Origin of the sequence: Mesorhizobium sp. (genome assembly GCF_017306585.1) — a bacterium.
Lineage (GTDB): Bacteria > Pseudomonadota > Alphaproteobacteria > Rhizobiales > Rhizobiaceae > Mesorhizobium.
The window spans coordinates 78,493-100,476 of the sequence record NZ_JAFKIC010000106.1 but is presented as its reverse complement, the minus strand read 5'-3'; the positions used below and the strand labels follow the sequence as shown (position 1 = coordinate 100,476).

At 57.9% G+C, this 21,984-nt stretch carries 19 protein-coding genes; 11 read left to right on the top strand and 8 right to left on the bottom strand.

Translation table 11 applies throughout. The annotated features are described in order from the left end of the window. Positions 1-118 precede the first annotated feature (118 nt). Positions 119-736 (bottom strand): TetR/AcrR family transcriptional regulator, encoded by a 618-nt coding sequence (locus J0I79_RS04110; RefSeq protein WP_067941717.1) that lies wholly within the window; start codon positions 734-736, stop codon positions 119-121. 332 nt (positions 737-1,068) lie between these two features. Here J0I79_RS04110 and J0I79_RS04105 point away from each other — a divergent pair, with 332 nt between their 5' ends. The 4 genes from J0I79_RS04105 (at position 1,069) to J0I79_RS04090 (ending at position 5,464) form a co-directional block, all read left to right on the top strand. Next, on the top strand, positions 1,069-1,818 hold the full coding sequence (locus J0I79_RS04105; RefSeq protein WP_067941716.1) for an electron transfer flavoprotein subunit beta/FixA family protein: 750 nt from the start codon (positions 1,069-1,071) through the stop codon (positions 1,816-1,818). Between the two features lie 27 nt (positions 1,819-1,845). Continuing rightward, complete coding sequence (locus tag J0I79_RS04100) at positions 1,846-2,781, top strand: electron transfer flavoprotein subunit alpha/FixB family protein (protein ID WP_067941714.1); 936 nt, start codon at positions 1,846-1,848, stop codon at positions 2,779-2,781. 49 nt (positions 2,782-2,830) lie between these two features. Beyond that, a complete protein-coding gene (locus J0I79_RS04095) occupies positions 2,831-3,706 on the top strand; it encodes an aminotransferase class IV (protein WP_067941712.1) in 876 nt (291 codons plus the stop codon). Positions 3,707-3,793: 87 nt separating this feature from the next. Continuing rightward, positions 3,794-5,464, top strand: coding sequence for an FMN-binding glutamate synthase family protein (locus tag J0I79_RS04090; RefSeq protein ID WP_067941710.1), 1,671 nt, complete (start codon positions 3,794-3,796; stop codon positions 5,462-5,464). 146 nt (positions 5,465-5,610) lie between these two features. Here the strand turns inward: J0I79_RS04090 and pcaF are convergent, their stop codons facing one another. From pcaF to J0I79_RS04055, 7 genes are all read right to left on the bottom strand, one after another. Next, positions 5,611-6,813 carry a 3-oxoadipyl-CoA thiolase gene (pcaF, locus tag J0I79_RS04085; RefSeq protein WP_033967481.1) on the bottom strand — a complete coding sequence of 401 codons (1,203 nt, stop codon included), beginning with the start codon at positions 6,811-6,813 and terminating at the stop codon, positions 5,611-5,613. Between the two features lie 28 nt (positions 6,814-6,841). Beyond that, positions 6,842-8,866: a 3-hydroxyacyl-CoA dehydrogenase NAD-binding domain-containing protein gene (locus J0I79_RS04080; protein ID WP_093744152.1), complete on the bottom strand. Its 2,025-nt coding sequence runs from the start codon at positions 8,864-8,866 to the stop codon at positions 6,842-6,844. A gap of 98 nt (positions 8,867-8,964) precedes the next feature. Next, entirely contained in the window at positions 8,965-10,116 is a 1,152-nt protein-coding gene (locus tag J0I79_RS04075) for an acyl-CoA dehydrogenase family protein (RefSeq protein WP_033967480.1), read from the bottom strand. A gap of 218 nt (positions 10,117-10,334) precedes the next feature. Then, complete coding sequence (locus tag J0I79_RS04070) at positions 10,335-11,705, bottom strand: aspartate aminotransferase family protein (protein ID WP_033967567.1); 1,371 nt, start codon at positions 11,703-11,705, stop codon at positions 10,335-10,337. Between the two features lie 68 nt (positions 11,706-11,773). Beyond that, positions 11,774-12,571, bottom strand: coding sequence for a cystine ABC transporter substrate-binding protein (tcyJ, locus tag J0I79_RS04065; protein ID WP_137935353.1), 798 nt, complete (start codon positions 12,569-12,571; stop codon positions 11,774-11,776). 87 nt (positions 12,572-12,658) lie between these two features. Continuing rightward, positions 12,659-13,504, bottom strand: a complete 846-nt coding sequence (locus tag J0I79_RS04060; RefSeq protein WP_137935352.1) for a transporter substrate-binding domain-containing protein — start codon at positions 13,502-13,504, stop codon at positions 12,659-12,661. 152 nt (positions 13,505-13,656) lie between these two features. Then, positions 13,657-14,307 (bottom strand): TetR/AcrR family transcriptional regulator, encoded by a 651-nt coding sequence (locus J0I79_RS04055; RefSeq protein WP_151652876.1) that lies wholly within the window; start codon positions 14,305-14,307, stop codon positions 13,657-13,659. A 386-nt stretch (positions 14,308-14,693) separates the two neighbouring features. Between J0I79_RS04055 and J0I79_RS04050 the strand changes: the two genes are divergently transcribed. The 7 genes from J0I79_RS04050 to J0I79_RS04020 all read left to right on the top strand — a co-directional run bounded on the left by J0I79_RS04050 (position 14,694) and on the right by J0I79_RS04020 (position 21,984). After that, complete coding sequence (locus J0I79_RS04050) at positions 14,694-15,401, top strand: ABC transporter permease subunit (protein ID WP_137935350.1); 708 nt, start codon at positions 14,694-14,696, stop codon at positions 15,399-15,401. A gap of 6 nt (positions 15,402-15,407) precedes the next feature. Beyond that, complete coding sequence (locus tag J0I79_RS04045) at positions 15,408-16,127, top strand: ABC transporter permease (RefSeq protein WP_093744157.1); 720 nt, start codon at positions 15,408-15,410, stop codon at positions 16,125-16,127. Further along, a complete protein-coding gene (locus J0I79_RS04040; protein ID WP_093744154.1) occupies positions 16,124-16,918 on the top strand; it encodes an ATP-binding cassette domain-containing protein in 795 nt (264 codons plus the stop codon). Before J0I79_RS04045 ends, J0I79_RS04040 begins: the two co-directional genes overlap by 4 nt. A 263-nt stretch (positions 16,919-17,181) precedes the next feature. Then, the gene (locus tag J0I79_RS04035; protein ID WP_067938298.1) at positions 17,182-18,399 is read left to right on the top strand and encodes a CaiB/BaiF CoA-transferase family protein; all 1,218 of its coding nucleotides are present in this window, start codon (positions 17,182-17,184) and stop codon (positions 18,397-18,399) included. A gap of 5 nt (positions 18,400-18,404) precedes the next feature. Next, positions 18,405-19,160 (top strand): TetR/AcrR family transcriptional regulator, encoded by a 756-nt coding sequence (locus J0I79_RS04030; protein ID WP_081988879.1) that lies wholly within the window; start codon positions 18,405-18,407, stop codon positions 19,158-19,160. Between the two features lie 2 nt (positions 19,161-19,162). Further along, the gene (locus J0I79_RS04025; protein WP_292855362.1) at positions 19,163-20,398 is read left to right on the top strand and encodes an aminotransferase class I/II-fold pyridoxal phosphate-dependent enzyme; all 1,236 of its coding nucleotides are present in this window, start codon (positions 19,163-19,165) and stop codon (positions 20,396-20,398) included. A 17-nt stretch (positions 20,399-20,415) separates the two neighbouring features. Then, positions 20,416-21,984, top strand: coding sequence for an acetolactate synthase large subunit (locus J0I79_RS04020; RefSeq protein ID WP_292855361.1), 1,569 nt, complete (start codon positions 20,416-20,418; stop codon positions 21,982-21,984).

Here is a 21,984-nt window from a genome sequence, read left to right as displayed (position 1 = left end):
CGCAAATGACTGGAGAATGCCATTCGCGATGCTAGGTGGTTCAGTCGAAGAAGAGCTAGTGGTGACCTGTAAAAACTGCCTCAAACCCCACTGCGATATCTTCCTGCCGCTCTTACTCTCATCGGCTGTAGAGACCATTTGTAAGGAGATCAAAATATTCCGCTGCGACGGTTTCCGCGCGTTTTTGTCCGCCTGGTTTGAACCAACGGACCATCCAGTTGAGCATAGAGAGAACCGAGTGAGACGATATTGTCACATCCGCCTCGCGGAAGGCGCCGGTTGCCATTCCTTCCCGAAGAATTCCCCGGAGTATGCTCTCATACTCGATACGAAGCTGATTGGCTTCGGACTTGAGCCCCGGATTTGCCATACCGCCGTATCCGATCAGCATGCACACGAAACCCCAGTAGTTTTTTTCAAAGTACCCAGCGTGCGAAACCATGAATGATTTCAGCTTACCGTCAGCCGTGGTGGACGCCGCAACAGCTCTACTGACATGTTCGAGCAGTCCCTCCAATGTGCGTACAATGATGGCGTCATAAACAGATTGCTTGGTGTCGAAATAATGGTAGACGGCAGCCTTGGAGACGCCGAGCCGCTCGGCAACGACATTCATAGAGCCATTGTCGAAACCGCCCTCTCCGAACAAGACGGCGGCCTCGTCAAGAATGCGATCGCGAGCATTTTCGAGAACGGGCGGTCGTCCCATGCGGGGCTTTGTTTTGGTCTGCTTCATTGGGCCTCTGATGTAGGTGTTTGCTCGCGTAGAGTGGGATTTCTCTTGTGCTACCACATTACCAATGCGCGACAAACACCAATACGCCGATCAAACTTCTTGTTGCCAACTTAACGACGGGTCGGAAGGGAAAAAAGAGTCCCTCCAGAAGTTCGGTGACCTAACTTGCTCTGATAACGGCCTCGACGAGAGCAAGCGCGTCCTAAGATTTCTATTTACTTACCGACGGAACGGAATATAAGTATTCGCATCTGTCACGGAGTAGAGCGTAGGCCGTTATCACGCCCGCGTTGGGTGCGGTGCTGCGTCCTTATATGGAAGGCAAGGCTGCTATGAAAATCTTGGTCCCAGTCAAGCGGGTCGTTGATTACAACGTGAAGATTCGCGTGAAGGCGGACGGCTCGGGTGTCGAGCTTGCCAATGTGAAGATGTCGATGAACCCGTTCGACGAGATTTCGGTCGAGGAGGCTCTGCGCCTGAAGGAAGCGGGCAAGGCCGAGGAAGTGGTCGTCGTGTCGATCGGACCTGCCAAGGCCGAAGAGACGCTGAGGACGGCGCTGGCCATGGGGGCCGATCGCGCCATCCTGGTCGAGACCGACGATCAAGTCGAGCCGCTGGCCGTCGCCAAGATCCTCAAGGGTGTGGCCGACGCCGAGCAGCCGGGCCTCATCATCGTCGGCAAGCAGGCGATCGACGACGATTCCAACCAAACCGGCCAGATGCTGGCGGCCTTGCTCGGCACGGCGCAGGCCACCTTCGCCTCGAAGATCGAGATCGGTGACGGTTCGGCCAAGGTCACGCGCGAAGTCGATGGCGGCCTGCAGACGATCGAGGTCAAGCTTCCGGCCGTCGTCACGTCGGACCTGCGCCTGAACGAGCCGCGCTATGCCTCGCTGCCCAACATCATGAAGGCCAAGAAGAAGCCGCTCGACAAGACGTCGCCCGCAAACTTCGGCGTGTCGACGGAGCCGCGGCTGAAGGTGCTGAAGACCGAGGAGCCGTCGGGCCGCAAGGCGGGCGTCAAGGTCAAGACGGTCGCCGAGCTGGTCGAGAAGCTCAAGACCGAAGCCGGCGTGCTTTGATCGGCGAGATTTGAGGAGATTACGATAATGGCCATTCTTCTTCTGGCAGACCACGACAACGCCCACCTTTCCGACCAGACCGCCAAGGCGCTGACGGCGGCCTCCAAGATCGGTTCCGACGTGCATGTGCTTGTCGCAGGCGCGGGCGCCAAGGCGGCGGCTGAGCAGGCGGCCAAGCTTGCCGGCGTTTCCAAGGTGCTGGTTGCCGAGGATGCAAGCCTTGCCAACAATCTGGCCGAGCCGCTGGCGGCGCTGATCGTGTCGCTCGCCGGGTCCTACGACACCATCCTCGGCGCGGCCACCTCGGTCGGCAAGAACGTGCTGCCGCGCGTGGCGGCGCTGCTCGACGTGGCGCAGGTGTCGGAGATCGTCGAGGTGGTGAGCCCCGACACGTTCAAGCGTCCGATCTATGCGGGCAACGCCATCCAGACGGTGCAGGCCACCGATGCGAAGAAAGTGATCACTGTCCGCTCTTCATCCTTTTCTCCTGCCTCCCAAGGCGCACCTGCTGCCGTCGAGGAACTCTCGACGGCAGCCTTTTCTTCTGATCTATCGGCTTTCGTTTCTGCCGACTTGTCGACCTCGGACCGTCCGGAGCTAACCTCGGCCAAGATCATCATCTCGGGCGGCCGTGCGCTGGGCTCGTCGGAGAAGTTCCAGGAAGTGATCCTGCCCGTCGCCGACAAGCTCGGCGCGGCCGTCGGCGCGTCACGCGCGGCCGTCGATGCCGGCTACGCACCGAACGACTGGCAGGTCGGCCAGACGGGCAAGGTCGTCGCTCCGCAGCTCTACATCGCTTGCGGTATTTCCGGCGCGATCCAGCACCTTGCCGGCATGAAGGACTCGAAGGTGATCGTCGCGATCAACAAGGACGAGGAGGCGCCGATCTTCCAAGTAGCGGACTACGGCCTTGTCGGGGATCTCTTTGAGGTCCTACCGGAGCTGCAAAAGGCAATTGGCTAACCGCGACTGCCCCACAATTTTTTCCAACGAAATGACAGGAACGCGCACAATGGGCAGGACAGTGTTCGTCAACGGCCAATGGCTGGACGAGACGGCAGCAACGATCTCGATCTTCGATCGCGGATTTCTTTTTGCGGATGCGATATATGAGGTAACTGCCGTTGCTGACGGCAAGTTGATCGATTTCAAGGGCCACACCGATCGACTGAAACGCTCGCTCGAAACGCTCGGAATTCCGATGCCGGTCGCGGAAGGTGAACTCTTGGCTTTGCACCAGGAGATCGCGCGCCGGAATGGCATTACGCATGGCTTAGTCTATTTGCAGATTTCCCGTGGCGCGGAAGACCGCAATTTTATCTACACCGATGGCCTCCGTCCGACGATCGTGATGTTCACGCAGCCGCGCACCATCCTGGCTAACCCTGGCTGGGAACGTGGCATCACAATGAAGACAGCACCTGATGGGCGATGGGCTCACCGGCAGATCAAAACGGTACAGCTTCTCTACTCGTCAATGGCCAAGATGGAGGCGTTGCGCGAAGGCTATGATGATGTGCTTTTCGTGGAGGATGGCCTCATAACGGAGTCAGGTTCAGCGAATTTCCACATCATCACCAAGGATGGCATTCTGATTACGCGGGACCTCTCAAACGCCCTACTGCATGGCATTACTCGCGCGTCGGTTCTGGATCTCGGGGCACGAGCGGGGCTTGAAACACGTCAGGCTGCGGTCACGCTCGAAGAAGCCAAGAATGCGGAAGAAGCGTTCATCACCGACTCCATCAGCTTCGTTATGCCTGTTGTTTCGATCGATGGTCATCCGGTTGGACTTGGCAAACCCGGTCCGGCGACTGCAAAGCTACGCAAGCTCTACATCGAAGATCGCCTCGCCACCGGCATAAACATCGCGGAAAGAGCGGCATAGCCGCTCCTCATTTTTCACCGACCTGTACTTCATCGCAATCTTCCGACCGCGTGCCCCGCTCGTCGACGAAGAATAGGGAATGGAATTATGATCCTGTACCAGCGGTACGCCATCTTCCTCGTAATTCTCTTGGGTTCACTCCTCTCGGTCATGGGCCTCGCGCTTTCGAGCCCTTGGTGGGCAGTCCCTGCCGTGGTTCTTGTTCCGCTCGCGCTGATTGGCGTTTACGACATCAAGCAAAGAAGGCATGCTATTCTTCGGAACTATCCGGTGATCGGCCATATCCGCTTTCTCATGGAAAGCATCCGTCCGGAAATCCGACAGTATATGATCGAGGCTGATCACGAGGAGGTTCCGTTCAGCCGGCAGGCGCGAGGGCTGGTCTATCAACGCGCAAAAGGTGTCGAGGACAAAAGGCCGTTTGGGACGATCGAAAATGTTTATGGCGCCGGCTATTCGTGGCTTACCCACTCTGCCACGCCAACACATATCACCGACTTCGATTTCCGGGTGAGTATCGGTGGGAGCAGTTGTCGCCAGCCCTATGATGCCAGCCTCTATAATATTTCCGCAATGAGCTTCGGTGCCCTTTCCGGCAACGCGATTTCAGCTCTGAACCGGGGAGCCAAGAAGGGCGGCTTCGCCCATGACACCGGGGAAGGGGGGATCAGCCGCTACCACCGCGAAGGTGGTGGCGACCTAATTTATCAGGTCGCCTCCGGCTATTTCGGGTGTCGGGGAGACGATGGAAGCTTCTCAGAGGAGAAGTTTGCTGCAATCACTGCCGACCCTCAGATAAAGATGATCGAGGTCAAGCTAAGCCAAGGCGCGAAGCCTGGTCACGGCGGTATGCTTCCGGCGTCGAAAATCTCGCCTGAAATTGCCGAGGCGCGGGGCATTCCCATGGGTGTAGACTGCATCTCACCGCCAGCACACAGCACGTTCTCCACGCCTGTCGGTCTGATGGAATTTGTCGCCAGATTGCGCGAACTATCTGGCGGTAAGCCGGTAGGCTTCAAGCTCTGTATCGGTCATCGCCGTGAGTTTCTCGGCATGGTGAAGGCTATGGTGAAAACCGGAATCAAACCGGATTTCATCGTGATTGACGGTGCGGAAGGAGGAACAGGAGCCGCTCCGGTGGAATTCGCCAATCGGGTCGGCATGCCGATGCTTGAGGGCCTGACCTTCGTTCATAACGCGCTTCGTGGCGCGGGCATTCGCAACGATATCAGGCTCGGCGCAGCGGGGAAGATCATTTCCGCGTTCGATATCGCCCGCGCACTTGCTCTTGGTGCAGACTGGTGTAATTCCGGCCGGGGCTTTATGTTTGCCGTAGGCTGTATCCAGGCTCAGGCATGCCATACGAACAAGTGCCCGGTTGGGATCGCCACGCAAGATCAGGCCCGTCAGCGTGCTATTGATGTAGGTGATAAGAGCGACCGTGTCGCGCGTTTCCATCGCAATACGATGCGCGCCTTGAGCGAGATTGCCGGCGCCGCAGGCCTGACCGATCCTCGCGACTTCATGCCGTACCACTTCATGTTCCGCCAGTCGGACAACGAATTCCTTGATGGCAATGAGGCGTATCCATATTTGCCCGAAGGGTTTCTGCTGTCGGAGGAGGAAATTCCGGAGTTGGCGGATTGGTACGATCGCTGGGACCGGGCGAGCGCGGAGACCTTCGCGCCGCCGGAGATCCCCTTTGGGCCTTTTGCCTCGCGTCGAAAGCGTAAGCCTGACCTGCGGGCCATGGCGTAAAGCAATCTGAAAGTGATGGTTAAGGAAAAAGCCGCAGCCCGACCAGGTTGCGGCTTTTCTGTTCTGCACGCCAACGTTCATTCAGGTGACGAACAACAAGCTGGAATTCGGGAATGGGCGACGAGACGCCGCCCAGCCTTCAATGCTTATACTGACGCGAGGGCGATCGCGATGCCCTGACCAACGCCGATGCACATGGTCGCGAGGGCGAATTTGCCGCCGGTGTTCGCCAGCTCCAGCGCCGCCGTGCCCGTGATCCGTGCGCCCGACATACCCAATGGATGTCCTAAGGCGATGGCACCCCCATTTGGATTCACGCGAGGATCGTCGTCGACGATGCCAAGGTCACGCAACGTCGCAAGCCCTTGAGATGCGAACGCTTCGTTGAGCTCAATGACATCGAACTGCTCCTGGCGCATTCCAAGGCGGGACATCAGCTTTTTGGTCGCCGGCGCAGGGCCAAATCCCATGATCCTCGGTGCTACACCTGCGGTCGCGCCACCCAGAACGCGTGCGATCGGAGTCAGTCCGAATTTCTTGACGGCGGCTTCGGAAGCCAGAAGGATTGCCGCCGCTCCGTCATTCACGCCTGACGCATTGCCTGCGGTCACAGTGCCGTCGGCGCGGACAATCGGTCGGAGCTTGCCGAGAGCATCGATGGTTGTCGCGCGGGGATGTTCGTCCGTGTCGACGATTAGTGCGTCGCCCTTCTTTTGCGGGATCGTGACCGGGGTGATCTCTTTAGCGAAGCGGCCATTTGTCTGGGCCTGTGCTGCTTTCGCTTGCGAACGCACCGCGAAAGCATCCTGGTCCTCGCGGCTGATCTTGAAGTCATCCGCCACGTTCTCGGCGGTTTCCGGCATCGAGTCGACGCCGTACTGCTTTTTCATGAGTGGGTTGATGAAGCGCCAGCCAATCGTTGTGTCGTGAATCTCCATCGAACGAGAGAAAGCCGTCTCGGCTTTTGGAACGATAAAGGGAGCACGGCTCATGCTTTCGACGCCGCCGGCGATCACCAGGTCAGCTTCACCGGAAGCGATAGCGCGCGCACCGGTGATTGTGGCATCCATGCCGGAGCCGCACAGGCGATTGATGGTTGTTCCGGGAACGCTCACAGGCATGCCCGCGAGCAAGGACGACATGCGTGCAACGTTCCGGTTATCCTCGCCTGCCTGGTTGGCGCACCCGAACACCACTTCATCGATGGCTTCGAAGTCGAGGTTGGGATTTTGCGCCATGATTGCCTTCAAGGGGATAGCGCCGAGATCGTCAGCCCGCACGGATGAGAGCGAGCCACCGAAGCGGCCGATCGGCGTGCGGATATAGGCGCAGATATAGGCTGGGGACATCGGATTCCTCCAAAAAGTATGGGTTGGTTCAATCGAGCAATGCGAGGTTCCCGCGGCGGCCGCCGCCGACTACGGTCGCAAGAGTACGTTCAAGGCGGTAACGTGGTTGACGCTTCGCCCAGAAGAGTGGTCCACCAAGATGTTTCGGAAAGCCATATCCGTTGATCATCACCAGATCGATATCTGAGGCACGCGAAGCGATGCCGTCTTCCAGAACGAGCAGGGCCTCGTTGACGATCGCGCAAAGCGTGCGCTCCTGGATTTCGTCCCGGTCCAGCGACCTCGGCGCAGCGCCATAATGTGCCCGCGCCTTCGCGATGAGATTTCTCACGTCTGGGTCCGATGCGCGTTGGCCATCGTCATACCGATACCAGCCGGCACCTGTCTTGCGGCCGAGCCGGCCGGCTTCAACAAGCCATTCGAGGACCGGAACGTCACCATCCTTGTCCCCGCGGGCCTCCTGCTTCCTCTTCCGGTTAGCCCAAGCTATATCGAGCCCTGACAGGTCCGACACGCTGAACGGCCCCATGGCAAAACCGAGCGCCTCAAGGGCGGTATCAATTTCGTCCGGGCTTGCGCCATCGATCAGCATCGCTTCGCTCTGTGCGCGGTAAGCATTGTAGATGCGGTTGCCGATGAAGCCTTCTCCGACTCCGGAAACGACGGCGACTTTCCGAAGCCGTCTTGCGATCGCAAAAGCGGCCTGCAGGACTTCCGGTGATGTTTCTTCGCCCCGAACAATCTCCAGAAGCTTCATGATGTGCGCCGGCGCAAAGAAATGCAGTCCAACGACGGATTGAGGACGCGTGGTCGCGGCGGCTATGACATTCACATCGAGATAGGAAGTGTTGGTCGCAAGGATCGCATTGGTCTTGGCGAAACTGTCGAAACGAGCCATGAGCTCAGTCTTCACGGCCAGATCCTCGAAGGCAGCTTCGATGAGCAGATCGCACTCTGAAAGATCTTCGAGATCATGGACCAATGTCAGCTCGGCGGGGTTCGAAGCTTTCGCGAGAAAACCTTCGATGCGGGTCCGTGCGCTTGCTAGGGCCTCTTGTTTGAGGTCCGTGAGCTTCACCGGATAACCTGCGGCGAGAAAAGCGGCGGCGATCCCCGCGCCCATGGTTCCGGCTCCGACGATACCGACTGTCTCGATCGACAAGGGCGAAGCGTCCGCGAGGCCCTCGACACGCGCGGCCTGCCTTTCCGCAAAGAAAAGATGCCGCAGGGCCGCCGACTCATCGGAATCGCGGAGGCGCCGAAATGCGGTGCGGGCTGACGCGAGCGCGTCATCGAAGGGAACCGTGACTGCCTGCCAGATTGCTTCGGTCTGGTCGAAGACGAAGGGTCGCCCGCGACCGCGTTTCAAGACCTGCTGGACGGCAAGGTCAAACGCCTTGTGATCGAAGGGCTTTGGTTCTCTGTCCCTTAATCTGATCTTCGTGGTCCCGAAGGCACGAGCATAGGCAATCGCATCGTCTGGAATTTTCCCAACAATAGCGTCGATGAGGCCGAGGTTCTTGGCTTCTGGAGCTTTGACTTGACGGCAAGACGCGATCATGTCGAGTGCGGTGACGGCATCAGTCACCCGAGGCAGTCGGACGGTGCCCCCGGCACCTGGAATTATTCCGAAGGTTCCTTCCGGCAGTCCGACGGCAGCCTTTTCCGTCGCGATCCGCGCGTCGCAACCGAGGGCGATTTCGTAGCCACCGCCGAGTGCCGCCCCTTCGATTGCCGCGATGACTGGCTTCGAGCACTGCTCGATGGTTTCAATGACATCCGGCAATGTGGGATCGGTCAGGGGTTTGCCGAACTCCTTTAGGTCGGCTCCGGCGATGAACGTACCGTTTTTTCCAAGAAGGACGATCGACTGAACGTCGTGTTTCGCAGCGAGATGGTTGATGGCGTCGATCATAGCTTCGCGGAGATCGCGCGAGAGCGCATTGACAGGCGGATTGTCGATCGAAACCAGGCCGACACCATCAACGATTTCGGTGGTGGTAAGACCTGAGCCAAATTTCTGAACGAGGGGCGAGGGGGTCTCTGTAGTCATAGCGGGCTCCGTAAGGATTGTTCGAGCCGTCGGTCCAGCCTCCCTCCGACGCCGTGCTTGCAAGCCCGCCGAAGAACGAAGGCTGAGTGAGGGGACGCTTACGAGGCGGCCTTGATCATGTTCTTGGCGATCACAATCTGCTGGATCTGCGTGGTGCCCTCGTAGATGCGGAACAGCCGAGCATCGCGATAGAACCGTTCGATGCCGTATTCGGCCATATAGCCGGCTCCGCCATGAATCTGCACGGCGCGGTCGGCGACTCGACCGACCATCTCGCTTGCGAACATCTTGCAGCACGCGGCATCGGTCGTCACGTCCTGGCCTGCATCACGGCGCCGTGCAGTTTCCAGCACCATGCAACGTGCGGCGTAGGCTTCCGTGCGACTATCGGCGAGCATCGCCTGGATGAGCTGGAATTCGGCGATCGGTTGTCCGAACTGCTTGCGGTCCATTGCATAGCGCAAACTGTCCTCGATCAAGCGTTCGGCCATTGCAACACAGATCGACGAGATGTGCAGGCGACCGCGATCCAACGTCTTCATGGCTGTACGGAAGCCCTGGTTCTCAACGCCGCCGAGAAGCGCGTCGAACGGGACCAGGCAATCCTCCAAAATCACATCCGACGTATGAGAGCCCTTCTGACCCATCTTGCGGTCGATGGGGCCGAGCGAAAGGCCGGGCGTTCCTGCTTCGACCAGAAACGCCGAGACACCTTGGGCGCCGGGCTTCGAGGCGTCAGTGCGTGCGAAAACGGTGAAAAGACCGGCGTGAGGGGCGTTTGTGATGAAGCGTTTCGTGCCATTTATCACATAGCCGTTCTCAGTGTGCTTTGCAGTGGTTCGTACCGACGCAGCATCCGAGCCAGCTTCCGGCTCGGTCAGCGCGAATGAGCTGATGAGTTCGCCGGTGGCAAGGCGAGGCAAATACCGCTGCTTCTGCTCTTCCGTGCCGTCGAGAATGAGGCCGAGCGAGCCGATACCGTTATTGGTCCCGATAAGCGAGCGGAAGGCGGGAGAGGTCTTGCCCAGCTCCAGTGCGATCCGGACTTCTTCCTCCATATTGAGACCAAGGCCACCGTACTCTTCGGGAATCGTCAGGCCGAATAGACCTAAATTCGCGATCTCCTGGCGGATTTCGACCGGGATAGCATCGTTATCGGCGACCTGTTCCTCGAGAGGACGAAGACGCTCTCTAACGAAACGCCCGACCGTATTCACCAGTTCATTCATCGTGTCTGAATCGAGAGCCATGTAGTCTCACCTGTTTGCTTGCGCCACCAATGGCATTTAAAGCATTTATATACTGTTTGGACGGTAAGTAAATAAGCCAGGAGACCCGATTCGAAAAATACCGAATGAATTCGAGCCGTTGGATCATCAGTCCCGTCAGCATCGCTGCGAATGCGGACCGGGGCATGAAACTCCGGTCCGCTACGCTGTCGTGGTCTGCCATCCGTATTTCGCGTACGCTATGCGGCGAGTTCCGCTGTAACTCGATTGAGAACCTTGCCGATCTTCTCGATTAAGAAGTCTGCGTCCCCCACGGTGATCGTGAGAGGCGGGCAAATCGTGAGCGCGTCGACGGCTGCGCGCAAAAGCACGCCCTCCTCGGCGAGATACGCATTTGCCTTGGCGCCCAGTTCTCCGTTCTTGAGGCCGGCTGCATTTGGGAAATTCTGCTTGAACAGTTCCACGGCGGCGACCAATCCAACGCCACGAACCTCTCCCACCAACGGATGATCCGAGAAACGTTGCAGGCCGTCACGCAGGTATTGACCGACGCGTGATGCGTTGCCGACGAGGTCGCGATCTTCGATGACGGCGATGTTTTCGAGTGCCACGGCCGCCGCAACCGGATGCGCACCGCCGGTAAAGCCGTGGCCGAAGGTGCCTATGCGATGGCTCTCATCAGCAATCGGTTGGTACACCTTGTCATTCACGAGCAGAGCGGAAATCGGAAGGTATGACGAGGAGAGCGCCTTCGAGAGAACCATAATGTCCGGTTTGATATCGTACGTCTGGGAACCGAACATGTTACCGGTTCGGCCGAAGCCGCACACGACCTCGTCAGCGACCAACAGTATATCGTATTTCCGCAGAACGGCCTGAATCTTCTCCCAGTAGGTCCGCGGAGGAACGACAACACCTCCGGCGCCGAGGACCGGCTCGCCGAAGAAGGCAGCGATTGTCTCCGGACCTTCATCGAGGATCAGCTTCTCCAGTTCGTTCGCCCTTCTGGATGCAAAATCCTCTTCGCTTTCACCAGGTTCCGCATCGCGCCAGAAATGGGGGCTGCCCGTACGTAGGACGTTGGCAATGGGCATGTCGAAGGATTCGTGATTGTAGGAGAAAGCGGTCAGGCTGCCCGAGGCCAGCGTGACACCATGATAGGCGCGTTCTCGGGCAATAAGCTTTTTCCGCTGGGACTGGCCGAGCGCATTCGACCTGTACCAGATCATCTTGATTGCGGTATCATTGGCTTCGGAACCGGAATTCGTGAAGAACACCTTGCTCATCGGGACCGGGGCGATCTCTACTAGCTTTTCCGCAAGATCGATCGCCGGCATATGCGTCCGGCTAGTAAAATTGTGGCCAAAGCTCAGGCGTTCCATCTGCCGTGCAGCGGCTTGCACGAGACGCCGCTCGCCGAAGCCGACGGCGACGCTCCAAAGGCCGGCCATGCCTTCAAGGTAGCGCTTCCCGTTGCTGTCGTAGACGTAAGCCCCCTCAGCCCGGTCAATGATAAGCGGCGTCGTCGCTTCATGCTTCCGGGCGTCAGTATAGGCGTGGAAGTGGTACGCAATATCCCGCGCTTCATTGGAGTTGGGTATCATCGTCATCTTCATTCACTTTCTTTGTGGAGAGCTGCATTCGCAGCTCTCCTGCTTGATGGTAGGAACGCACAGTCTCACTTCGAGACATCGACACCGAGCCATTTGATCGACATGGCCGTCAAAGTGCCGTCGGCTTTCATTTCTTCGATGGCTTTGTCGATGGCAGCTTTCAGTGCCGGTTCTTTTCGCATTGCGACCGCCTGCTCTTGGGGGGCGAACGGTTCGCCCGCCGTGACGAAGCCCGAATCGGCTTTTTTGATCAGACTCGCCGCGACCATCGTGTCGTTGAGGGCCACGTCGATCCGGCCCGCCTTCAAATCGCGATACATGGTGGCGTCGAGGTCGTAGGTCTTGACGTCCGCGTCAGGGACGTTGGCACGAACCCATTGCTCGAAGTTCGTGCCGAGCACCGCGCCAACGGCGCGCCCTGAAAGCTTTTCAGGTGCCGTCAGCTCGGCTGCGAGTTCTTTCCGAGTGACCATCTGGATCTTGGTGATCGTGTATGGAACCGAGAAATCGTAGTTCTTCTGACGTTCCGGAGTGATGGTGATCTGATTGATCACGACGTCGAGCCTACCAGACGCGAGAGCCGCGAGAATGCCGTCAAACTGTGTCGGCACATATCTAGGCGTCAGTCCGAGCCTCTTGCAGAGATCGTTAGCAAAATCGACCTCGAACCCGACGAGATTGCCGGATTCATCCTGAAAATTAAAGGGGGGATAGGTCGACTCGAGACCAATCGCAAGTTCACCCTTTCCGGCGATTGTCGACGGCAAGACGTCGGCTGCGGCCGTGGCTTCCAGAGCGGTCAGGGATGTCAGGCAAAGCGCAGTTACTGCGAAAAATGCCCGTCGGTTTAAGTTGAAATACATGAAGAATCATCTCCATTGAGTTTGAATTATTAAGCGACTAGTCGGTATGTAAAGACGACATGCGGTCTGAAGGAATATTCTGCAAGTTTACGTCGGCGAAAGATCCGCGCCGAACCATTTGATGGTGAGCGCCTTGATCGTTCCGTCCTTCTTCGCGTCCTCAATAGCCTTGTTGAACATTGCTTTGAGATCCGCATCGCTCTTGCGAAGGCCAACGCCGGCGCCAGCACCTAGCAGGCCGCCCGCAAGCTTCGGCCCGACGACAACCATATCGCCGCCATCCGCGCCCTTGAGAACACCCATCAGGTAGGGCAGTGTATCGAAAGCGATATCAATGCGGCCGGCTTGGAGGTCGAGTACGTATTGTTCGGCTGTCTTGTATTGCCGAATCTCCGCGACGTCGGCGAAGTTCTTCTCGACGAAGAGGGTGTTGGCGGAAGCGGTCAGCACGCCGAGCGTCGAGCCAGGGAGTTCGGAGCGGACCGCGTCGATCTGCTTGGTCGCGGAATCGGCGTCCTTTTCCAGATCAAGGATGGATTCGCCAAGCGGAAGATTTGCGAATTTGCTCGACTTCGTCGTCAGGAAAGCGCGCGGGCTCGCCGCATAAGAGACAGAGAAATCGATCTCCTTCAGCCGCTCCTCCGTGATGTTCATTCCCGCGATGATGGCGTCGAACTTCCCGGCCTGCAGGCTGGGAATGATCGTATCCCAAGGCTGCGATGTGAGTTCGCATTCGACCTCCATGCGTTTGCAGAGGTCATTCGCGAGGTCGACTTCGTATCCCAGGAATTTGCCGTTGGCATCGGTATATGCCCAGGGAGCATAACTGACGTCCATGCCGATCACGATCTTCTTCCACTCCCCGGCATGCGCCGGCATCGTGGGGAGTACAAAGGCCCCTACGATAAGTAGATTGGACAAGAATTTTTTCATCGATAGTCCTCCTCAGTGTGAATGTTGTTGCGTTGCCTTCACGTACATCCATGCAGGGCGTCAGAAAAAACGCACAGATGCACCGCTCCTGGTGAGACCTTTACGGACCCCATCCAAGGTCTTGATATCCATGATTTGCGGATGCGTAGGGGCTAAGCTCTTATCGCAATGCCAAACAGGACAGTCTTCAGGTCTTCTTCAAGCATGGCGGTGAGATCATCGACCGTTGCTTCCTCACTGGTTATGTAAAGGACAAATACGTGCCGTATGACGCTATGGATAATGCGGGCTGCGCTATCCAGATCAACATCATCATGGATCGAGCCTGTCCCACGAAGCTTGTTCAAAGCGACACGCACATGTTTTGCAGTAATCGAGAGGAGCTCACGGAACTGGCTGCGCTGCTCAGGGCCCATGTGTATCGATGCCCCCAGGATCTCCCTCCACACGCCTTTTCTTGAAATATCATATCCATCCAAAAGGACCGATTTGGCGATCAGCACCATCGCCTGGACAGGATCGTTTGGCAGCCGCTCCACAACGCGCGCCAAATTCGGCTCAAGGATATGCCTGTCCTCCTCAAGCAAGCCTAGCAGCAGATCGTGCTTCGATTTGAAAAAGGAGTAGATGGTGGGGACGGAGACGGTAGCGCGCGCGGCGACGGCTTCGAGACTAACCTCATTGAAGCTGTGTGCCGCGAACAAATCACTCGCCGCAGCGAGAATGTTCTCCCGCCTTATTAGGCGTTGGCGCTCCCGCAAGCCCATTCCTGCATGCCTCCCCCCAGACTTTTGATTGATCATGGCCTCACACCGTTTTGAGTTTCAACGCGCTGAAAACTTTTAACGGATGTAAATATTTATGCAATTCCGTGATGACCGCCGGCGGCTGGCGACGCCGACATACGGTCGTCCGACGGACTGTCTGATTGACCTGGCACACTTTCTCGACGCGTCCAAACTTCAATCGAACAAAAACTTTGTATCTAAAAAAAAGATTCCTTGCAATAAAAATATTTTGTGCGAACTGTGATGCCGCTGGAGGAGCGTGGCTGAGGGAGCGCGGCCGTGCAGGTGTCTCGTAGTTCGACAATTGGGCTATCCCCAATTCGATCAGGCCGCCACTGTGCCCTTCACATCCGTAATTTCTGAAAATGCGCATTGTATTGGACAAGCTGTGGGTTGGCTGCATGAATTACACTGATCTTGTTGGTTTTGGTGAAGGAGGATGGGGTCGTGTCCTCATCGCTGGCGCGGGCGTCACGTCCGCTATCGCCGTTTTGGGGTTCCTCATCGGGTCTATTCTTGGCAGCCTCGTTGCCTGGGCAAAAATGTCACCAATCCGTTTGGCTCGTGGCGTCGCCGACGCTTACACGACCACACTGCGAGGCGTGCCTGATCTTCTGGTCATCTATCTACTCTACTTCGGCGGAAACTCACTTTTGTCGACCTTCGCCGGCTTCTTCGGGGCGAACGGTTTTGTTGGAATGCCTACGTTCGCTACTGGGGTTCTCGCGATCGGGATCATTTCTGCCGCTTATCAAGCTGAAGTGCTTAGAGGCGCTTTCAACACTGTCGCCAAGGGCAGTATCGAGGCGGCTCATGCGGTTGGCATGGGCCGTTGGCTACTGTTCAGGCGCGTCGTTGCACCACAGGTACTGCACTACGCATTGCCGGGCCTCGGCAACACATGGCAATTGGCCCTGAAAGAGACGGCCCTCATCTCGGTCGTCGGGCTTGTGGAACTGCTTCGGCAAGCTCAAATGGCTTCGGGTTCAACGCGCCGACCGTTTGAGTTCTTTATCACGGCTGGACTGCTCTATCTGACAATCACCGTGGTCTCGTCGCTTCTCTTCCGCTTCGCCGAGTATCGCTCTGCGTGCAGGATGGGGGGCTAAACAGTGATCGATTTCGGTTTTCTCTGGCAGGCTTTCGTCAGGCTCATTGCCGGTTTGCCTATTACGCTCGAATTGGCCGCAACGGCGATACTTGTCGGGACAGTCCTGGCAACAGCCCTGGCGATTGTTGCGCACCTGCGGGTCCCCGTCGCTTCCCAATGCGTTGCCTTTTTCGTCTTTTGCATACGCGGCTCGCCGCTCCTCCTGCAGATGTTCATCATCTACTACGGCCTCGGACAGTTCCGTCACGAACTCCAGAGTTGGGGTGTCTGGCCGTTTTTCCGTGAACCTTACTGGTGCGCCATCACTGCTCTAGTGCTTAGCGTCGGCGCCTATGGAAGTGAGATCATCCGCGGAGGGCTAAAGTCCGTTTCGGCCGGATTGATTGAGGCGGCAAGGGCTTGCGGCATGTCCGGTTTTCTACTGTACAGGCGCATCATCCTTCCGATCGCATTCCGGCAGGCTTTGCCAGCCTACGGCAATGAAGTCATTCTCGCGGTAAAAGCAACTTCCCTCGCTTCCACCATCACCATCATGGAAGTAACTGGTATAGCTGCGGAGCTAATCTCCCAGACATTTCGCGCTTTCGAAGTGTTTATCGTCGCTGGTGCAATTTATCTGACGCTCAACTTCATAATAACCCGCCTGATCGCTCTACTTGAATACCGTCTGTCACCGCATCAGCGCGATCTCCCCGTCAAAACAAACATTGAGGCGCGGCCATGACGTCAATCGAGACGAATAACGTTCCCGTAATTTCCATTCGCGACCTCCATAAAAACTTTGGCGATCTTGAGGTGCTAAAGGGCATCACGTTCGAAGCACATGAAGGAGAGGTGGTCTCGATCCTTGGATCGTCGGGCTCTGGCAAGTCCACAATGCTCCGGTGCATCAACATGCTCGAAACCCCGAGCGCGGGAACAATCGCCATCCGGGGCGAGGAAATCGCCATGCGAACGACCAAGAATGGAACCCGTCCCGCGGATCGAAAACAGCTCGACCGGATTCGGTCAGACGTCGCGATGGTGTTCCAAGGCTTCAATCTATGGCCACACATGTCGATCCTCGAAAACGTCATTGAAGCGCCGGTCCATGTTCAGAAGCGTTCAAAAACGGAATGTGTGGACGAAGCAATGTCACTGTTGGCGAAGGTGGGGCTTTCCGACAAAGCCAACAGTTACCCCAGACACCTATCGGGCGGGCAGCAGCAACGCGCAGCGATTGCAAGGGCGCTTGCTCAGCGGCCAGCAGCCATCCTGTTCGATGAGCCGACATCGGCGCTAGACCCGGAGCTTGTCGGGGAGGTCCTGAAGGTCATTCGAGATCTGGCTAAAGAGGGACGAACAATGCTCATTGTCACCCACGAGATCAATTTCGCACGGGAGGTTTCGAACCGCATCATTTTTCTGGAAAAGGGTACGCTCATCGCGGACGCGCCGCCCGCAAAACTCTTCTCTGAAGCTGCACCGGACCGCTTCAAAAAGTTTATCTCCAAAACCTTACACACTTCCTCCTAGGCCGTCCGCGGCTCCGGTTGTGCGGTGCGCCACAACGCTATCGTGTAGCCTCCAAGACACTAAATTCTGAGCGGCATGGCGATTGACATGCCGCTATCAGTTATATACTGTTCGGACGGTAAGTAATTAGGTCGCTTCCGCCCGAGCAGTCTGGTGCATTAAGCGGCTCGATTCACCGTGAGGAGAAGAGCTGCCCCGCCTTATCCGCGTAGGCCTTTCTCCGATATTTTGTTGAAACGGATAGAGGAAGGATCGCGTTTCCGATGAGCGTCGCACTGAACGGAATCAAGGTTCTCGACCTGTCTCGCGTTTTGGCCGGCCCCTGGGCAACAATGACGTTGGGTGATCTCGGTGCTGACGTGCTGAAGATTGAGCAACCTGGAACCGGGGACGACACCCGGACGTGGATGCCGCCGGCTGTGGAGGGTGTTTCAACCTACTATCTGGGCGCAAATCGCAACAAGAAGAGCGTTGCGATCGACATCGGCAAGCCGGAAGGAAGAGATCTGATCATTGAACTCGCAAAAAAGAGCGATGTCCTGATCGAGAACTTCCGCCCGGCCTCGCTCAAGAAATTCAAGCTCACCTATGACGATCTGAAGGACATCAACCCTCGGCTCATCTATTGTTCCATATCGGGTTATGGCCGCGGTCACGAGCTGGAGGAGCGTCCGGGTTACGACTTCATTATCCAGGCTGAATCTGGATTCATGTCGATTACGGGCGAAAAGGATGGCGAGCCGATGCGGCTCGGTGTCGCCTTCATCGATCTCATATCGGGCATGAATGCCGTGCAAGCAATTCTCGCTGCCCTGTTTATGCGCGAACGCACCGGAAAGGGCCAGTGGCTCGACATCAGCCTGACCGACAGCGCGATGTTCATGTTGGCCAACGTCGCGTCGGGTCATCTCAATACCGGAAGAGAAGCGTTGCGCTATGGCAACGCTCATCCGAGCATCGTACCATATCAACTGTTCGATTGCGTCGATGGCCGAATTGCACTCGCAGTCGGAAACGACGAACAGTTCCGGCGGTTCTGCAAGATCATCGGTCTGCCGGATCTCGCGATGGATGAGCGGTTCGTCACCAATAAAGGACGAACCGAGGCGCGTGATGAGTTACTGCCGATCATCGAGGACAAGTTGCGCGATCGTAAACTGCATGAGCTTCTCGCCGAACTTCGCGCCGTCGGAGTCCCGGCTGGCGAGCTTCGCACTGTCGGCCAGGCGTTCGCTAGCGATGTTGCAATCCTTCGGGACACTGTCGTTTCGGTTCCTTCCGAAAGGATCGGCACCTTCCGCTCCGTGCGCAGCCCGTTGCGCATGTCGGAAAGTCCGTTTGCTCCGCCGACACTTCCACCCGAGGTCGGCGAGCATACCCGCCAAGTCCTTCAGGCCGAGCTGGATCTGAGCGCAGATCGGGTCGATCAGCTTTTGGAGATGGGCGTAGTTGCCGGTATCCCGGCGACGACCCGAAAGTAGCTCTGATGCAGAAGGAGCGCGTTCGCCGCCAGGGCCGTCCACCCACGATGGAGAATGCACGCGGCAAGATTCTGGACGAAGCCGCCGAACTGTTCGCGCGGGAGGGCTTCGATGGGACTTCGTTAGGAAGTGTCGCGGAAGCGGTCGGCGTCACCAAGGCCGCGATCTACCATTACTTCCCGAACAAGAAGGAAATATACGAGGCTATCATCGTCCGGACGCTCAAGGGCCTTCTTGAAGCTGTAAATATCGCTGTTGATGGTGACGACGAGGCCCCGGAGGCTCTTTGCCGCTTTATGACGGCACACGCCGACTACTTCGAAGCGCATTACCATGGCTTCGTCACGATGTTGGTGGGCTACGGCGGCATGGAGAATGGTGGGCTGCTCGAAGAAGCGCAGGAACTGCGCGACGCCTACGAAGAGCTTCTTCGACGGATCGTGCTCGCAGGCATCGAATCCGGCCGCTATCGAAATACGGATTCCCGGTCGATAAGCCGCGCGATCCTCTCGATGCTGAACTGGATGGTTCGCTGGTTCAAGCCAGGGCATGGCCGTCCCGCCTCCTCCTTCGCGATGGAGTATTGCGAGCTCATTCTGAACGGTCTGGCCGCCGACGGCCGAGCCCTGAACACCGACACGCGTCCTCAGCCCTCCGATAGGCGCCGAGGCCATGAGAGCGCATCAAAAGTCAAGCGTTCCGTCATCTCAGTCGATGGCGAATGTACGCAGAAGTATCCCATGAATTGGAAGAGGAACTAACAATGGCAGATATCCATACTTCGGCCGCCGCGGTGTTCAAGCCGTCGAACGCCTTGTCGAAGGTCGGACCTTCGGCGATCTCTCGCATGATGGCCGCGACGGCAGAACTCAGCCGCCAGGGCCGCGACATCGTGGGTCTTCATGTCGGCGAGCCGGATTTCGATACACCTGAGAATATTCAGGAAGCGGCGATCAAGGCGATGCGCGCCGGGGATACTCACTATACCGCGCTCGATGGCTCGCCCGCGATCAAGGCTGCCGTGCGCGAAAAGTTCAAACGCGAAAACGGGCTCGATTTCACGCCGGAAGAGATCGTCGTCACGACCGGCGCGAAGATGCTCCTGTTCAGCGCATTCTTCGCGACGATCCAGGCTGGCGACGAGGTAATTCTTCCGGCGCCCTACTGGGTAAGCTACAGCGACATCGTCGAGATGATGGGCGCGACGCCGATCATTTTGCAAACACGGTCCGAAGATGGGTTCCGCCTGCGGGCAGAAGATCTGGAACGGGCCATCACGCCGCGTACCCGCTGGTTGTTGATCAACTCGCCGTCCAACCCGACCGGCTCGATCTATCGCAAGGAAGACTACGAACCTATCCTCGATGTGCTCGCACGCCATCCGCAGGTCTGGTTCATGGTCGATGATATGTACGAGCATCTCATCTATCAGGATGAGCCCTTCGTCACCCCGGCTCAGCTACGGCCAGATCTGCGCGACCGGATCCTGACCGTGAACGGTGTGTCCAAGGCCTATGCGATGACGGGCTGGCGCATCGGCTATGGCGGCGGTCCGGCGCCGCTGATGAAGGCGATTCGTGCGGTTCTCAGCCAATCCACCTCTTGCACCTGCTCCATCGCGCAGGCCGCAGCAGCGGAAGCGCTGACCGGGCCACAGGAAAGCGTCAAGCAGTATCTCAGCGAATACCGCAAACGCCGTGATCTCGTGATGGCGGAACTCGCCACCATTCCGAATCTTGCATGCGAGGCACCGGCCGGTACGTTCTACGCTTTCGTCGACTGGCGTCAGCTTGTGGGCGGCAAGACTTCGTCGGGTCAGGTGATTGGCGATGACGAAGCGCTATGCAACTACCTTCTCAATGACTGGGGCGGCATGACGGCGGCGCCCAGAACCGCGGAGATCGTCGCGGATCTTGTCGCCGGCCGAGAGCCGAGCGTCCCGATCGCGCCGTTCTCCCCGCAACGATTTCCCTATTACCACTACAACCCTTTGTCGTAACTAACAGGTGCAGAAATATGTCCTCACAAGCAGCCACCAATCAGATGAACGGCGCTGAAAGCCTGGTTCATACCCTCTTGAATTCCGGCGTCGACACATGCTTCGCCAATCCTGGCACCAGCGAAATGCACTTCGTCGGAGCGCTCGATCGCATCCCCGGCATGCATTGCGTTCTCGGCCTTCAGGAGAACATCGTTACTGGTATGGCCGACGGCTACTACCGGATTGCGCGCAAGCCGGCTTCAACACTGCTCCATTGCGGTCCCGGTCTGGCGAACGGTATGGGCAATCTCCACAATGCTCGGCGCGCCCGCGCTGGCATCGTGAACATCGTCGGTGATCAGGCGACATATCATCGCCCGTTCGATGCGCCGCTGACGGCCGATACCGAAGGAATGGCGCGGACTGTCTCGCATTGGGTTCGTACAAGCACCGACGTTGCAGAGGTAGGTCGTGATGCGGCGGTTGCAGTTCAGAATGCCCGCGCCGTTTCCGGTCAGATTTCGACTCTCATTCTCCCCGCCGATGCTTCGTGGAACCCGGGTGGCGTGGTGGCTGATGCGCTTCCTGTTCCAGCCGCTCCGCCGATCGACCCCCATGCGGTCGAAAACGTTGCACGCGTCCTTCGCTCGAACCGTAATGTCTTGATCCTTCTTGCGGATCAGGCGACGCTGGCTCCCTCTCAGATTCTTGCATGGCGGGTCGCCGAGGCGACGGGGGCCCATCTGCTCGCGACCTATACCAATGGTCACATGCAGCGCGGCCGTGGCCGCCTAGCGCTTGAGCGCGTGCCGTACGGGACTGACGCCGCAATACAGGCGCTGGGACAGTATCAGCATATCGTTCTGGTGAACGCAAAAGCGCCGGTTGGCTTCTTCGCTTATCCGGGCAAGCCCTCGACGCAGTATCCGTCGAATGCCCAGATCCACGTACTCTCCCGTTTCGACCAAGATTCAGTAGCGGCGCTGCAGGCGCTTGTCGATGAACTCGGTGCTCCCGAGGTGGCGATCCCGGATGTGGGTCCGCGCCCCGAACCCGCGCGTGGAGCCACGACACAGGAAAACCTGGCCGTCACCCTCGCGGCCCTGATGCCCGAAAACTCGATCGTTTCCAACGAGAGCATCTCCTATGGCCGCGACTTCTATAAGCTCACGCACAATGCCCCAGCTCACGACTGGCTGAACCTTGGCGGCGGCGCGATCGGCGACGGCCTTCCGGTCTCCACCGGCGCAGCGGTCGCCGGTGGCGGTGATCGAAGGGTTATCAGCCTGCAGGCAGACGGCTCCGCGATGTATTCCCTGCAGTCGCTCTGGACGCAGGCCCGAGAAAAGCTCCCTTGCACGACGATCCTGCTCAATAACCGGAAGTACAATATCCTGATCGGCGAATACAAGAACGTCGGCGCCGTTCCCGGCCCGACAGCGATGGGCATGCTTGACCTCTCGAACCCCGATCTTGACTGGATCAAGTTGGCAAATGGCATGGGCGTCGAGGCCGCACGCGCGACCACAATGGAAGAGTGCGCCGACCTGATGCAGCAGAGCTTCAGGCAGAAGGCACCGTTCCTCATCGACCTCATTATCTAA

Excerpts from the sequence above, each read along its gene's own strand:
- J0I79_RS04110 (WP_067941717.1), bottom strand. The coding sequence starts at position 736 with ATGAAGCAGACCAAAACAAAGCCCCGCATGGGACGACCGCCCGTTCTC.
- J0I79_RS04105 (WP_067941716.1), top strand. The coding sequence starts at position 1,069 with ATGAAAATCTTGGTCCCAGTCAAGCGGGTCGTTGATTACAACGTGAAG.
- J0I79_RS04100 (WP_067941714.1), top strand. The coding sequence starts at position 1,846 with ATGGCCATTCTTCTTCTGGCAGACCACGACAACGCCCACCTTTCCGAC.
- J0I79_RS04095 (WP_067941712.1), top strand. The coding sequence starts at position 2,831 with ATGGGCAGGACAGTGTTCGTCAACGGCCAATGGCTGGACGAGACGGCA.
- J0I79_RS04090 (WP_067941710.1), top strand. The coding sequence starts at position 3,794 with ATGATCCTGTACCAGCGGTACGCCATCTTCCTCGTAATTCTCTTGGGT.
- pcaF (WP_033967481.1), bottom strand. The coding sequence starts at position 6,813 with ATGTCCCCAGCCTATATCTGCGCCTATATCCGCACGCCGATCGGCCGC.
- J0I79_RS04080 (WP_093744152.1), bottom strand. The coding sequence starts at position 8,866 with ATGACTACAGAGACCCCCTCGCCCCTCGTTCAGAAATTTGGCTCAGGT.
- J0I79_RS04075 (WP_033967480.1), bottom strand. The coding sequence starts at position 10,116 with ATGGCTCTCGATTCAGACACGATGAATGAACTGGTGAATACGGTCGGG.
- J0I79_RS04070 (WP_033967567.1), bottom strand. The coding sequence starts at position 11,705 with ATGACGATGATACCCAACTCCAATGAAGCGCGGGATATTGCGTACCAC.
- tcyJ (WP_137935353.1), bottom strand. The coding sequence starts at position 12,571 with ATGTATTTCAACTTAAACCGACGGGCATTTTTCGCAGTAACTGCGCTT.
- J0I79_RS04060 (WP_137935352.1), bottom strand. The coding sequence starts at position 13,504 with ATGAAAAAATTCTTGTCCAATCTACTTATCGTAGGGGCCTTTGTACTC.
- J0I79_RS04055 (WP_151652876.1), bottom strand. The coding sequence starts at position 14,307 with ATGATCAATCAAAAGTCTGGGGGGAGGCATGCAGGAATGGGCTTGCGG.
- J0I79_RS04050 (WP_137935350.1), top strand. The coding sequence starts at position 14,694 with ATGAATTACACTGATCTTGTTGGTTTTGGTGAAGGAGGATGGGGTCGT.
- J0I79_RS04040 (WP_093744154.1), top strand. The coding sequence starts at position 16,124 with ATGACGTCAATCGAGACGAATAACGTTCCCGTAATTTCCATTCGCGAC.
- J0I79_RS04035 (WP_067938298.1), top strand. The coding sequence starts at position 17,182 with ATGAGCGTCGCACTGAACGGAATCAAGGTTCTCGACCTGTCTCGCGTT.
- J0I79_RS04030 (WP_081988879.1), top strand. The coding sequence starts at position 18,405 with ATGCAGAAGGAGCGCGTTCGCCGCCAGGGCCGTCCACCCACGATGGAG.
- J0I79_RS04025 (WP_292855362.1), top strand. The coding sequence starts at position 19,163 with ATGGCAGATATCCATACTTCGGCCGCCGCGGTGTTCAAGCCGTCGAAC.
- J0I79_RS04020 (WP_292855361.1), top strand. The coding sequence starts at position 20,416 with ATGTCCTCACAAGCAGCCACCAATCAGATGAACGGCGCTGAAAGCCTG.